Source organism: Bacillus niameyensis (genome assembly GCF_001375535.1).
GTDB classification, from domain to species: Bacteria; Bacillota; Bacilli; order Bacillales; family Bacillaceae_C; genus Lederbergia; species Lederbergia niameyensis.
The window spans coordinates 3,444,290-3,458,128 of the sequence record NZ_LN831197.1 but is presented as its reverse complement, the minus strand read 5'-3'; the positions used below and the strand labels follow the sequence as shown (position 1 = coordinate 3,458,128).

Below are 13,839 nucleotides of genomic sequence, written 5' to 3'. Positions count from 1 at the left end.
GTACCTTGAATTTCTACTTTGTTATATTATTTTCTATTATAAGTTGTTATAATTCGCTATTCGCCTCTTGTTTTGCCGTTATCTTTAACGAAAAGGGTAATGGAGGCAAGACAATGGCATTCCATGAAGAGATAAAAAAGTATCGTGAAGAGATATTGGGAATTAGCCAGGAAGAAGCCATCAAACGTCTTCATATGACGCAAGCTGCTCTTTCCAATTACGAACAAGGAAAACGCCATATTACAGTAGAAAGTTTGCAGCAATTTCAACGTGCCTATTCGATTCCTCCCGAGCATTTAATGAAAATTATTTTTGGCGAGGAAGCCGGAAAGGAATACTCCCCAATGGTGTTACGAGAACGCTCGAGAAGTTCGGATTACGAGCGTATTATCGATATGATTGAAAGTAATAATGCGCTTATGAAATTTCTAGTGTCTCTTTCCTATTCGACTGAAAAAGTTCAGATCGATTTAACAAAATTCCTTCCTCATTTCTTGAAGCTAATTCAAAATCGATAGCAAATGTACCAGACTCTACTACACGGTCTGGTATTTTTCTTTTTTACTCGAACTTCCGGGAAAAATGCTCACCTTATCCGTCGAAAGACCCTTATTTTTCAGAATTGTTGGGGAAAACTGGCACTTTGGAAGAAAAGTAGTTTAAAATAGAGTTGTCATCTTTAGAAGCGGGGGATTTTTGTTGATCTATCAAACTAGAATTCTAAAAGCTTGGTTACATCCTCAAAGAAACTTTATTCAATTGGCTAATTCTGAAATCATTCGCGGAATGAATGCCTCGATTATTGGCTTGCTTTTAGCGAGCGGATTCGTCTTTTTTCTTTCGGGGTGGTTTGGCATTGGCACACATGTCCTCTCCCCTACTCTTGTGGAATCATCTAAAGCCGAATTTGCCAGCCTAAAAAGCTTTTTTCTCGTTGGCCGGACTCTTCTCGGGTTTATTTACGCGGGACTTATTATAACGTTACCATCTTTATGTTTTTGGACCTTTACCCATGTAGACTATTCAAAATTAGTTGCCATACAAATCATCACTTTACCTATTTTATTACTGGAACAACTAACTTTTATTTTTCTAGCGATTAGTTTTGATTTACCTTGGTATTCCTCCCCTCTTTCTTTAGGGGTCATCGCGCAATACTTCATAAGTAAAAATTATGTCATCTATCTTTTAGGTTCCATTTCATTTTTTAAAATTTGGGTGATGGTTATTCAATATTACGGATTACGAGAGCTTTCAAAGCTGTCACGCCTTCCAACTTTTCTAATGGTATTGTTTTTGAATCTTGTTGGTTGGTGTCTAACCGCGACACTCGCTTTTATTAATTTTGTCATACTACTGTAGACATTAGGGTGAACCTTTATGAAAAAAATGATTCTAGTTATAGCCTCTCTCGTTTTGGTCGGGATTAATATTCTTTTATTAGTGAATGAAGATAGTAAATTGAAACCGCTCAACTATCTAACCGATTGGATCCAGTTGAAAACTGGAAATTTAGAACAGCTTCTCCCTGTCGAAGGAGTTGTTGTTCCTTCTGACCACTTTCCGATTTTTCTTGATCATAATGCACCGTTCAAGGAATTTTTAGTTAAAGAGGGTGATGCCGTAGAAGTCGGAACACCGCTTTTTAAGTATGAAAGTGATCGTTTACAGGAACAGGTCCAGCTGCTTGATTCCGAAATATCCCGTTTAGAAGCACAGAAGAAAAATATAGATGAGTATCTTTCAGAATTGCAAGGGATGAAAAACGGACTTCCAAAAGTAGATATAAGGGATTGGGGAAAGCTTTCGGATGTGGAAAAAGCTGTTTTGAGTATGGAAGCCGCGTCGATTCAAGAGCGCTCATTTATGATTGAACAATCGATAGCGGAAAAGGAACTCGAAAAAGCAAATGTGGATGAGGAAATTCGTCAGTATGAGGATCAGCGAACATTAATCGAGTCGGGTATGGAAGGTCTAACGATTTTAAGTTCCCATGCCGGCATTGTGGACAGTATTAATCTTGGATTAGATAATCCCGTTATCATGATCGCTTCTGAGGAATCTGTTTTGGAAGGTCACCTTACAGAAAAACAAGTTCGCGAAGTCGAAGAAGGCATGAATGTAAAAATTTCGGCTCCATGGTTGGACAGTGAGCTTGATGGTGAAATAAGTAAAGTAGAAGAACGCCCGATTGAAAAGGCTGCCTTAGACCGAGCTAGTTTGTATCGTTTTGTCGCTGGACTAGATTCCGAGGAATTTTTAATCGGCGATCATGTAGATGCGGAAATTGTGACAGCTCAAGCCGAAAATGCCATTATAGCTCACGAAAACAACATTCATAAGCAAGGTGAAGCTGCTCACCTTTGGGCTATTAACCGTAATGGCGGGTTAGAAAAAAGAAACGTCACACTTGGACTTCAAGTAGGGAAAAAGTATGAAATAGCAAGTGGCGCTGACTTGGACGAATATTATGTTCATCATGCGGAAGCCGTAAAAAAACCTGGACCGTTTATAACGCCTTTTAAATGGGACAAGGGCATTATTACGATCTGGAAAGAAGCGAGCTTCCGAAAAATATTGAAGTATATTTTGGTAGGTGTGCTGCAGAGGTAGGTATTGGCTGCATTATTGTGAGCCATGAGAGCTGATTTGCATGCTATTGCTCTTCATAAAAAAGTAGTGCCAGAATCCCTTACATTCTAGCACTACTTTTTTCATTCATTATTTTAATTTACTAGCTGCCGCCTCGTCGAGGACGATGGTAACATTTGGATGGTTTTGCAAGACAGAAGCTGGGCAGTCTTCGGTTACTGGGCCTTCCACCATTTGCTGGACAGCGTCTGCCTTTGCTTCCCCGAATGCGAGCAAGACGATTTCTTTCGCTGCCATGATGGAAGCAATCCCCATTGAGACAGCAAGAGTTGGAACATCTTCTTCTCTTTCGAAGAAGCGTTTATTCGCTTCGATCGTTGATTGTGTTAACTCAACGACATGCGTTTTAGCTGCAAACGGTGTGCCTGGTTCGTTAAAACCAATGTGTCCGTTTGTGCCGAGACCAAGAATTTGCAAGTCTACGGGATGGTCAGCCAAAATGCTTTCATATCGCTCACATTCCGCTTCTAAATCTTCGGCTACCCCATTTGGTAAATAGGATGCTTTAAAATTCATGCTTTTAAAAAGTTCCTGCTCCATATAATAGTTATAGCTTTGTGGGTTATCAGCTTCAAGGCCAATGTATTCGTCGAGATTTACAGTCGTTACATCCGCAACGTCTAAATTTGCCTCACGCATTTGCGCATATAGTTTTAATGGTGTACTCCCTGTTGCAAGGCCAAGTGTCTTAATTTTGCCATTTTGCAGGCCTGTTTTGACAAGCTCAAACGCCTTTTCTGACGCTTCTTGATCATTTTTTGCAATGATAATATTCAACTTTCGTCCCCCTCTTATAACAATTCTTATTGTTCAAATTATACTTATTTATAACTAATACCCATACGATAAGTATTTTCTACTTCTAGTTCTTCGTTCATGATGACAAAATCAGCATCTTTCCCTGCTTGAAGAAGTCCTTTTTGTTCAAGACGGAATTCTCGCGCTTGGTTGCCGGATGTCATTTGGACAGCTTCCGCAATGGAGCATCCTGTGAATTTTATAATATTTTGGAATGCCTTGTCCATTGTCAAAGTACTTCCTGCAAGTGAACCGTTTTCGAGACGCGCTTCCCCATTGGAAACGAATACCTTTTGTCCGCCAAGTTCTGATTCACCTTCTAAAATCCCTTTCGCCCTCATCGCATCGGAAATAAGGGTGATCCCTTCTGCACCTTTTAGACGGTAGGCAAGATCAATCATGTCCGGGTGAATGTGAACGCCGTCTGCTATGATTTCCACTTGTAAACCTTCTGTTAATAAAGCATGACCTGCTACTCCTGGTTCACGATGGTGAAGCCCGCGCATTCCGTTGTACAAATGAGTTGCATGGCTTGCAGAGCTTTCCAGAAGCTCCGCGCGAACAGCGTCAGAGTGGCCGACAGAAGGAATAATTCCACGTTCGTCCATAACTTTTTCAAATTCACGTCCACCTTCTAGTTCAGGTGCATATGTAACGAGCTTTATATCTTCACCTGATGCTTCATACCATTTAATAAAAGTTTCAATATTTGGCGGGCAAATGTATTCAGGGTATTGAGCCCCTGCTTTGTTCACATTAATGAACGGTCCTTCTAAATGAACACCTTCAATGTTAGCGCCCATTTCTTTTGCCGTCTTGATTGCTGCCATCGCTTCAGTAATTCTATCATGAGATTGAGTCATCGTTGTCGCAAAGAAAGAAGTGACTCCTTCACCGAGCAACATATGACTAAGTTCTACAGTTTTTTCCGGGTCAGCATCCATAAAATCAATGCCATGCCCACCATGGATATGAACATCAATCATTCCAGGAATGACGATTCGCCCACCCGCATCAAGAACTTTTTCACCTTCTTGCTCTTTATACGCTTCCATATTTCCTACTTCGATAATTTGCTCAGAAAACCTTAAAAAGCCTTTTTCGATTGGTTGTTCATTGCCCCCAGGATAAATCGCTGCATTAATAATGACCTGCTGTTCCATATTCTCCACCTCTCATTTTCGCATTTCTATTATCTTTATTATAAATCTACTTACCAGTAATGACAAACAAGATCAGTCGCAAAAGATATTGAGCATTCATATGCTATTTGCCGTTCTCCTTTTTTAGCCATTAAACCTTTTTACTCTCTTTATATAGGTCATTCATCCTACCTTCATCAAAAATTTGCTATTTTTCCCTAAAAACCCGCACCTTTTATCCCGTTTCTTTAAATTCATGTTACAAATTGGAAGATATTACAAAATTATAGTCATTTTATGCTAGAATATTTGTAAGTAATTAGGGAAGATAGGGGGATTAATAGAATGCGCAAAGCAATAGTTGGCACAGCAACAGCTGTAATGTTAGCGACTTCTTTTACTGGCACTGCGTTAGGCGCGACTCATGAGGTGAAATCCGGAGACTCTCTCTGGAAAATTGCATCAAAGTATAATACATCTGTTACTCAATTAAAAGATTGGAATGACCTAAAGAGTGACTTGATCTATCCTAAACAAGTTCTCTTAGTAACTTCAGATGAAGTGAAAAAGGAACAAGACAAAAAACCTGCAACAAAAGAACCATCCGAATCAACTGCTGGCAAAACACAGACAAGTCCGGCAGCGGTAGCTAAAACATATGTTGTAAAATCAGGGGATAACTTATTTAACATTGCTATTAAACATAAAATCTCGTTAGTGAATTTAATAGAATGGAATAATTTGAAGACTGATCTTATCCATCCAGGTCAAGTACTAAAAGTCTCCAATTCGAAAGCGACGACTACTAAACCGCCAGCTGAGAACACGACACAAAATAAAGATAATAATACAAGTACTAAACCTGAACAAAAACCAGAAACGAACAATACTGCTACATATACAGTAGTTAAAGGCGATACTTTAAGTGGTATTGCTGTAAAATATAATACAACAGTAAAAGAGATTAAATCCTTGAATGGGTTAAGCTCTGATTTAATAACGATTGGACAAGTTTTAAAGCTTAAAGGTACAGCAGCGACCCCAGAAAAGGAGCAGACAGCACCAACTCCAAACACTAACCCAAAACCTGAAGTAAAACCTGAAGCTCCAAGCAGTGTAACGAATTTAATTAATACAGCTAAAAAGGCGCTTGGAACAAAATATACATGGGGTGGAACGACGCTAGGCGGCGGATTTGACTGCAGCGGCTTTATCTATTACGCCTTTAATCAAAGCGGACAAAAGATTAGCCGTTCAAGCACAGATGGCTACTATGATCGTTCTTATTATGTTGACAATCCTCAACCAGGAGATCTTGTTTTCTTCCGTAATACATATCGTTCCGGAATTTCTCATATGGGGATTTACCTTGGTGATGGCAACTTTATCCATGCCAATGATAATGGAGTAAACATTACAAATTTAAGTAATTCCTACTGGAAAAGCAAATTTGACGGTTTTAAAAAGTTTTATTAATCCAAAAGAGGTTCTCTACATTAGAGACCTCTTTTTATTATTTCATTTAAAAAACTTCAGGAATTCCCCCCCTTTTTATCCACACTCTTTTTAAATTTTCTAAATCGCGGTATAATAACCTTTTGGAGGTTAATTATGATCAATAATCAACAATTACGACGGGCAATCGAATTTTATAGTGATGAATTGCAGAGTCTCCTTGATCCTAGGATAGAAGAACATCAAAAATTGGTTCAAAAGGGGTTGATGCTATTTCGAGGACAGCATGTGACTGGAGTGAAGTTTAGCCATAGAAAGATGGTAGGAACTGTCCGGGATGTCACTCCTGTTCGAGTTGATTTATTTTTCGAGCAGCTTTCTGCCAATAGATGCTCTTGTCCTGAAGAAGGTATGTGCCGCCATCAGGTTGCGCTCTTCTTTACGATTTTGAGCAGAGAGCAAAATGTCTTTTCGTGGGTGCAAAAATGGAAGGCGCGCTGGAATATGGAAGACATTCTTTCCACTTTACAGCGCGGGTCGGATTTGTTAAAGAAGCCTTCTATTGCTACTGAAAGCGGTCCTGGTCAATGGGTCGAGCGAATTCGCCGCTCTTATGAGCAAGACACGACCAAAAATTTCTATCAGCTAGATGAGTGGGCTAGAATATGTCACCAACGTCTGATGGGATCCGCTCCTGTGGAACGAGAATGGCGACCGCTTTTTCGGCTATTTACTGCTTGTGAATCATTAAAAGTGATCAATTCGATTGCGAATGATTCCAGGAAGCAAAATGAATTAGCACCTTTCGTTGATAAAATGGTTGAAGAAGCAAGCATTGCCCTTTCAAGTTTGGCAATGACCGCCTCCCCTTTTGCTTTTGACGAGTATTTTCACTATTTGCGTGAACAAAGTACTCGATTTTTAGAAGAGGAAACTGTCTTTGATGATGAATTTATTGATTTATATACAATGTTATGGACGAGACTTTTTAAAAACAGGCAAGACCGATTAGACGAATGGAATTACCTTCAAGGCTTAGACCATACAGACAATAAGCGAATCGCACTTGGCATTATTCATTTAGCTATTTTACTTGAAAAGGATCCAATTGCTATTGGAAAAATTAATCAGTTTGGCACTAATTTTGCTCCGTTTGCATTGCGTTATATGGAATGGATGCCAAAGGAACGTCTTACTGCATTTTTACCTTCCTTTATTTCGGAAATGGAGGATTTTGTCGCTAATCTCGACAATCAGCATGAGAAAATCCACTTTACAAGGGTGCTATTCCAAGCTCTTGATAAAGGTGGTTCAGATAAAATCGACACGCATACATTAGAGAAGCTATATATGGCTTTAATGCCTTATAGCCGTTATCGCTATAAAGACCTCTTGTTCGACCGTGAGGATTATAAAACATGGGCTGCTTTGCAAATGTATACGAATAATACGATTGATTTAATTGATCGGCATACGTTAGATATCGTCGCTAAGAATGATCCCGAAGCATTAAAGCCTCTTTATCACGCGTCAATTATAAGCTTAGTTGAAAATCGTAATCGGGATTCATATAAAAAAGCAGTTCGTTACTTAAAAAAGCTGCGAACCCTTTATCGCAAACAAAAAAATCTGGCTCAGTGGGAGCGCTATTTAACAGCATTGCTTGACAACACAAAGCGCTTGCGTGCATTTCAAGAAGAATGCCGGAAAGGAAAGTTAATCCATGAGGAATGACGACATAATGAAACTTTATATTCTGCCACTTTCATCAGGTTCTTTTTTCATCTCTGCTTTCTATGGGGCAGACGGTTCCTTAGCAATTGATCCGATCAACTGGAAAGATAACCTGTTTCTTTGGCATGAGGAAAGTTTCTACGGCTCCTTTCTAGAAGGTACAACAGTCGATGGGAAGATCGGAATTGAATTAGATAGCTATAGCTTATTAACATTGCTAGGACGAGAGCAATTCACTCCTTTTATTCAATGGGTTTGGGATGAATCAAGTGACCCGCTTTTAGCCGTGACGCCTATTATGTTAGACGCCATTCGTGATGGAAAATGGAATCCAAAGTTTGCTGATGACGATGAAAACTTGTTTACTTGGCGAGTTCCTCAAATCGTCTGGGATGAGTTTCCAAGCGATTTTTGGGAACAAACTTTTCATGATGAAACGATGAAAACTTTCGTTGAGCGTTTTTATCATCATGCCTTGTCCGCCCATTTAGAGCAAAACCCAAGCAGCCAAGTTTTGGCGGAAAAGCTCGCTGTTTTAAAAGAAAGCCCGCTTACAGCAAAAGAATTAAATGCTTATTTTGATGAAAAACGGTGGAATGAATGGGTTGATCCAAGTGTAGAAAGCTTGCCTTTTTCGATCGGGCTTCGCCTTTCGGAACCAGATGCGGATGATGAACCTTGGTTACTTGAAACGATTCTTCGTGATGTAAAAAATCCAGATCGTCTTTATTCCACTTTAGAAAAATTCCCAAAACGTTGGGAAGGCCATCTCGATTGGGTGAAGGATGAGGAGGAACGATGGATCAAGCTGTTTCCGTGGCTTGAAGGGGAAAATGGCTTGACTCATGAGCTCGAAGAAGCAGCTGCTTGGGATTTCTTAACGGAAGCAAGTGAAAAATTACATTCCCTTGGTGTGGAAATTTTGCTTCCTTCCTGGTGGGAAGCAATGCGGGAAGCAAATTTAACCGTAAAGGCGAAAGTGCGCCAAACGGGGACGAATTATCGCCCCTCTTTCGTTGGTCTTGACGCGATGCTCGATTTTAATTGGCGTTTTTCCATGAATGGTGCAGACTTATCCGAGGAAGAATTCCAGAAATTAATTCAAGAACAGCGCCGGCTTGTAAAAATTCGCGGGCGTTGGGTAAAGTTAGATCCAAAAATGATTGCCCATATTCAAGCTCTTATGCAACAAGCGAAAAAAGAAGGGTTGCGCGTTCAAGATATTTTTGCGCTTGGAGCAGAGGATGAGGATATTCCTACTACTGAAGAAGAGTTTGATCCACGGGCTTTCGCACAGATCAAGGTCGAACTCAATCAATCCATGAAGCAAATGCTTCGACAGTTAAATACGCTCGAAGAAATACCACAAGTTGAAATTTCATCAGACTTATTAGGTGAACTACGCCCTTATCAAAAGTTAGGCGTCGATTGGCTCGCCTTTTTACGGCAATTCGGTTTTGGGGCTTGTCTTGCAGATGATATGGGACTCGGGAAAACGATCCAGCTTATCGCTTATTTGCTTCATGTTAAAAAAGAAACATCAAGTAGCCAGCCTGCTTTAATTATTTGCCCAACTTCAGTTCTCGGTAACTGGCAACGTGAGCTAGAGCGCTTTGCACCGAGCATGAATGTCGTGCTCCATTATGGTTCGAATCGACCAAAGGGCGAAGATTTTACCGCAAGTGCGAAAGCTGCCGACATTATTTTAACAAGTTATGGGCTCTCTTCTTTAGACTTTGAAGAACTGTCTGCAGTTGAATGGAGTACGATTGCTCTTGATGAAGCGCAAAACATAAAAAATGCGGATACAAAACAATCACGGGCGATTCGAAAATTGAAAGGTTTACATCACATCGCCTTAACAGGAACTCCGATGGAAAATCGTCTTGCTGAATTGTGGTCTATTTTTGATTTCATTAACCATGGCTATTTAGGAACGTTCGGTCAATTTCAGAAAAAATATATTGCTCCAATTGAGAAGGACGGCTCCGAGCGAAAAATTCGTGAATTGCAACGGCTGATTAAGCCGTTCTTATTAAGAAGAACGAAAAAGGATCCTGATGTTGAACTGAATTTACCAGAGAAATTAGAGCAGAAAGAATATTGCGCTCTGACTGCAGAGCAGGCTGCCTTGTACGAGGATTTAGTTCAGGAAACATTTACTAAAATAGAAACACTGAGCTTTTTTGAGAGAAAAGGGTTAATTTTACAAATGCTGAATCGATTAAAGCAATTGTGTAACCACCCCGCTCTTTATTTAAAAGAAGATTCACCGGAAAATGTTTTAACCCGCTCGAATAAAATGGAAACATTAGTCAGCATTGCAGATGCGGTCGTTGAGCAAAAAGAAGCAGGAATTATCTTCACTCAGTACATTCAAATGGGAGAAATGATTCGAAAGCTGCTCGCAGAACGTTATTCGATACAAGTACCATTCTTAAATGGAAGTATGCCAAAAGCACAACGAGATGAATATGTCAGCCGTTTTCAAAATGGAGAATTTCCGTTTTTCCTACTTTCCTTGAAAGCTGGTGGCACGGGTCTGAATTTAACAGCGGCCAACCATGTCATTCATTACGATCGTTGGTGGAACCCAGCCGTTGAAAATCAGGCAACAGACCGCGCCTACCGCATTGGCCAAAGTCGCTTTGTCCATGTCCATAAATTGATAACAACAGGAACGCTGGAAGAGCGAATTGATATGATGTTAGAGAAAAAACAGGCGTTAAATGAAGAAATCATTCGCAGTGATCAATGGGTAACAGAATTATCTAATGATGAATTACATTCGTTATTAGCATTAGCCTAATAGGGAGGGACTCAATTGTGTCTGAGGATTTGGCGAAACTACTCCATCAATTAAAAGCAAGATATGATTTATTTGAAGCAGAAAGAGCGGAAATACGAATGGATTTTCTCATCCGCGGAATTTGCGATAAAGAAGTCGATGGTTTGCTAGAAGATCCCGGACTTTATTCAGAAAATTGGCTTCCCCCCCATTTGCGCTGGCCGTCTTTAAAACAATCGGGGAACCGACTGTTTGAATTACTAAATGAAGCAGCCGAGTTTATGCAGATTGCTCCTATCGACGACTTTTCTATTTCCCAAGTTGAAAAAGTAATTAAGGAAATCGAGTGATGAGCAGGATCTTTATTCGGGGTTATCCGCTATCCTAGGCGTGTGCGACTATTTTATCCCAACAAAATGAGGCTGTTCCCTAGTGGGTGCAGCCTCTTCAAGTGGGGAAGAAAGCGAGGATGAGTTGAGCACAGCTGTAAGGTTATTGTGCCATCATTTTTCTCTCTATAATGGGGCGGGAATCTGAGGAACTATTTGCTAACTGATTTTGCAGGAGAAATTCAAGTTGTGAAACTCTTATTGTCAGTTGATGGATTTGCTGGTTCGCTTTGCCCAATTTAAAAATGAGATCACTAATTAAAATTTCCATTGAGTCATTTTGGTAAGATTGCTGCAAATGGTCACCCCCTAAAAAAATTGTCTCTCCCTAAAAAGGAAGTGCTTCTTCAGATATATTCACTTTTTTATTTTCAGGTGGTCTGCCATCCATGAATTTTATAGAGTCCGCGATGACTTCTGTTACATAAACCTTTTTCCCTTGGTCATTATCATAATTTCTAGTTTGGATCCTGCCTGTTATTCCTACAAGCGAACCCCGATGGCAATATTTTGCTGTGTTTTCAGCGGTCTTGCCCCACAAGGTACATAAAACAAAATCAGCTTCATACTCTCCTTTCGCATTTTTGAACTGGCGATTAAGGGCGATCGTAACATTTAAGACTACTTTGCCGTCCACTGTATAACGTAGATTAGGTTCCTTCGTCAATCTACCGACTAATGTCACTTGGTTGATCAACTTATTTTCACTCCTCCTTCCAAGCAATGTAACCACATTTTATAGGACTTACTACCCTATGTAAAATCGTCAAAATATGATAATTATCGCTATTTTCGACAACAAAGGTCCTGTATTTGACTTATTAATCTAATTTTAGAATCCATTATAGTTCCAAAATTCGAAATCTAACTATTTTAGATTATTTTTTAAAGATAGGTGAAAAATGATATAATTTTATAAAAAGGTTGTGGAGGCGAATTGGTTTGAAGACCTTTAAAATTGTTGCCCTACAGATTATCGAAAAACATAAGGCCGTGGACATTCCTTTAACAGATGGTTTAATTATTAATAAAGAAAATCGAGATGGAGTCTGGATTATTGAAGCGTATATAGATAAGCAGTATCTAGAAGTTTTTCAAAGCAAATTTGCTGAACGCTTGTCCTTTGAAATCAGGGTGATTATTACTCATGCTGCTAACGATCCCGCCCCATTTACTGCAAAGATCATTTCAATCAATGAATTCGAACGGCATTTCAGTATACTATTTGAAGGTAAACTTAGCAGAAGACGCAATCAATATCCTGAATTACTGCTAGATGACTTAATTAAGGAAGGGTTTAGCGGTGACCATTTAATGGCTGAATTTAAGAAACGAATGAAGGCAAAACAAACATAAGTTACAAAAGCGCAGGCGCATTGCTCATCGGGCTAAAAACGCGCAGTCCGATTTTCTAAACAAAAAAAAGACAAGCAGGGAATCCCCTGCTTATCTATTGTCATCATCATTGCGGTCATTATTATTCAAATCATTATCATCGACATCGTTATTATCATTCAAATTATCGTTATTCGGATTGTTGATATCATTGTTATTGTCATCGTTTAAATCATTATCTAAAACTCCATTATCATCATTTACTCCGTTATTGTCATTCACACCGTTGTTATCATTAACCCCGTTATCATCCACTCCATTGTCATTGACTGGTGGCGGTGGATTTTGATCGTCGTCATTGTTTGCACAACCTACTAATAGTGCAGATGCTAATGCGAAACTTCCTACATACTTTGTCCATTTTACCTTCATTTTGGTAAGCTCCTTTCAGATTTTCCCCACTGTGGAGGGATTTGGGCTTTGTCATATTTGACATTGCACTTTGCCTGACATTAGCTTTCCCAAAAATTTATAAATCCTTCATAAAATTTAATAAAAATTTTATTTTATGTGTGTGGACGATAAATCCCCCCGGAATCTTTATGTATTCCGGCATTCATAATATAACCCTTTTCGAAAAAGAAACGCATGTAAAAAGCTGACAGCTCATTTACAAGCTGTCAGCCTATATTAACCTTGTATAGCAAACATAATTTCAGCTTCCATCGCTATCTCACCATCGACTTTAGCTATAGCTTTTCCTTTACCAATCCCACGACGAATCGTTAATAATTCAACTTCCATCATAAGAGTATCACCAGGCCGAACTTGGCGTTTCCAGCGGCATTTCTCTACGCCAGCAAAGAAAGCAATTTTCCCTGCATACTCTGGCATAGATAAAAGTGCGACCGCACCTGTTTGAGCACACGCTTCTAATGTTAAGACACCTGGAAAAACAGGATAATCAGGAAAATGACCATTAAAAACTTCTTCATTTGCTGTCAAATTCTTTTTTCCAACGGCTCTTTTTCCTGGCTCTAATTCCTCAATTGAGTCAATAAGTAAAAATGGATGACGATGTGGAATAATTTCTTTAATTTGTTGAATATCTAACAAAAACGTCTCCTCCTTTAATGATATGTATTGGCAAAAAGGATTCACCGTTATGATGAACCCTTTAACAATTTTATTTACCTTTTTTCACTAAATCTATGATATGAGTCCATGTTTCTTTCTGGAAGACATCTGTTGGTTTCCCGTCTCCGATGACACCATATCCAACTAGCAAACCGCCTGCAAGACTTGCCGCTAACAGAATAACGAACAAAATAATTCGCAGCCAAATAGGAATTAATCTAATTCTCACACGCTTCATAGATTGCTTTTCAATCTTTTGTTCGCGTTTCTTCCTTTTAGCTTCAGATTTCTTTTTCTTCAGTTCTTCTCTTGTTTGTACTTGCTCTTGGCTGATTTGATTGGCCATCATTTGCTAAACTCCTTTGATCCCGCCAATTTGCAGTGGAAATAGGGCAGAACAGAAAATGGA

15 protein-coding genes are annotated in these 13,839 nt (G+C 39.4%); 8 read left to right on the top strand and 7 right to left on the bottom strand.

Features of this window, described 5'->3' with window-relative positions:
* The first annotated feature begins 113 nt into the window (after nt 1–113).
* The 3 genes from BN1243_RS16210 to BN1243_RS16200 all read left to right on the top strand — a co-directional run bounded on the left by BN1243_RS16210 (nt 114) and on the right by BN1243_RS16200 (nt 2,613).
* A complete protein-coding gene (locus tag BN1243_RS16210; RefSeq protein ID WP_062108523.1) occupies nt 114–518 on the top strand; it encodes a helix-turn-helix domain-containing protein in 405 nt (134 codons plus the stop codon).
* A gap of 181 nt (nt 519–699) precedes the next feature.
* Nucleotides 700–1,362, top strand: a complete 663-nt coding sequence (locus tag BN1243_RS16205) for a hypothetical protein (RefSeq protein WP_062108521.1) — start codon at nt 700–702, stop codon at nt 1,360–1,362.
* Nucleotides 1,363–1,380: 18 nt separating this feature from the next.
* Entirely contained in the window at nt 1,381–2,613 is a 1,233-nt protein-coding gene (locus BN1243_RS16200) for an efflux RND transporter periplasmic adaptor subunit (protein WP_062108520.1), read from the top strand.
* Nucleotides 2,614–2,721: 108 nt separating this feature from the next.
* On the opposite strand, the gene nagB is transcribed toward BN1243_RS16200, so the two are convergent.
* Complete coding sequence (gene nagB / locus BN1243_RS16195; protein WP_062108517.1) at nt 2,722–3,429, bottom strand: glucosamine-6-phosphate deaminase; 708 nt, start codon at nt 3,427–3,429, stop codon at nt 2,722–2,724.
* Between the two features lie 44 nt (nt 3,430–3,473).
* Nucleotides 3,474–4,613, bottom strand: a complete 1,140-nt coding sequence (gene nagA / locus BN1243_RS16190; protein ID WP_062108515.1) for an N-acetylglucosamine-6-phosphate deacetylase — start codon at nt 4,611–4,613, stop codon at nt 3,474–3,476.
* A 324-nt stretch (nt 4,614–4,937) separates the two neighbouring features.
* Here nagA and BN1243_RS16185 point away from each other — a divergent pair, with 324 nt between their 5' ends.
* From BN1243_RS16185 to BN1243_RS16170, 4 genes are all read left to right on the top strand, one after another.
* Nucleotides 4,938–6,068: a C40 family peptidase gene (locus BN1243_RS16185; protein WP_062108513.1), complete on the top strand. Its 1,131-nt coding sequence runs from the start codon at nt 4,938–4,940 to the stop codon at nt 6,066–6,068.
* A 135-nt stretch (nt 6,069–6,203) separates the two neighbouring features.
* Nucleotides 6,204–7,781 carry an SWIM zinc finger family protein gene (locus BN1243_RS16180; RefSeq protein WP_062108511.1) on the top strand — a complete coding sequence of 526 codons (1,578 nt, stop codon included), beginning with the start codon at nt 6,204–6,206 and terminating at the stop codon, nt 7,779–7,781.
* On the top strand, nt 7,771–10,590 hold the full coding sequence (locus BN1243_RS16175) for a DEAD/DEAH box helicase (RefSeq protein WP_062108509.1): 2,820 nt from the start codon (nt 7,771–7,773) through the stop codon (nt 10,588–10,590). The genes BN1243_RS16180 and BN1243_RS16175 overlap by 11 nt, the downstream gene beginning before the upstream one ends.
* 17 nt (nt 10,591–10,607) lie before the next feature.
* Nucleotides 10,608–10,919, top strand: coding sequence for a hypothetical protein (locus BN1243_RS16170; protein ID WP_062108506.1), 312 nt, complete (start codon nt 10,608–10,610; stop codon nt 10,917–10,919).
* 142 nt (nt 10,920–11,061) lie between these two features.
* Here BN1243_RS16170 and BN1243_RS16165 read toward each other — a convergent pair whose 3' ends face one another.
* Together BN1243_RS16165 and ssb are read right to left on the bottom strand one after the other, a co-directional pair.
* Entirely contained in the window at nt 11,062–11,256 is a 195-nt protein-coding gene (locus tag BN1243_RS16165; protein ID WP_062108504.1) for a hypothetical protein, read from the bottom strand.
* A gap of 30 nt (nt 11,257–11,286) precedes the next feature.
* Nucleotides 11,287–11,655 carry a single-stranded DNA-binding protein gene (gene ssb / locus BN1243_RS16160; RefSeq protein WP_062108502.1) on the bottom strand — a complete coding sequence of 123 codons (369 nt, stop codon included), beginning with the start codon at nt 11,653–11,655 and terminating at the stop codon, nt 11,287–11,289.
* A 245-nt stretch (nt 11,656–11,900) separates the two neighbouring features.
* Between ssb and BN1243_RS16155 the strand changes: the two genes are divergently transcribed.
* Complete coding sequence (locus tag BN1243_RS16155; protein ID WP_062108500.1) at nt 11,901–12,314, top strand: YwpF-like family protein; 414 nt, start codon at nt 11,901–11,903, stop codon at nt 12,312–12,314.
* Nucleotides 12,315–12,404: 90 nt separating this feature from the next.
* Here the strand turns inward: BN1243_RS16155 and BN1243_RS16150 are convergent, their stop codons facing one another.
* The 3 genes from BN1243_RS16150 to BN1243_RS16140 form a co-directional block, all read right to left on the bottom strand.
* Nucleotides 12,405–12,725 carry a hypothetical protein gene (locus BN1243_RS16150; RefSeq protein ID WP_062108499.1) on the bottom strand — a complete coding sequence of 107 codons (321 nt, stop codon included), beginning with the start codon at nt 12,723–12,725 and terminating at the stop codon, nt 12,405–12,407.
* Nucleotides 12,726–12,983: 258 nt separating this feature from the next.
* Nucleotides 12,984–13,409 (bottom strand): 3-hydroxyacyl-ACP dehydratase FabZ, encoded by a 426-nt coding sequence (gene fabZ / locus BN1243_RS16145; protein ID WP_062108498.1) that lies wholly within the window; start codon nt 13,407–13,409, stop codon nt 12,984–12,986.
* 70 nt (nt 13,410–13,479) lie between these two features.
* Nucleotides 13,480–13,779 carry a DNA-directed RNA polymerase subunit beta gene (locus BN1243_RS16140; protein WP_062108497.1) on the bottom strand — a complete coding sequence of 100 codons (300 nt, stop codon included), beginning with the start codon at nt 13,777–13,779 and terminating at the stop codon, nt 13,480–13,482.
* Between the last annotated feature and the right edge of the window lie 60 nt (nt 13,780–13,839).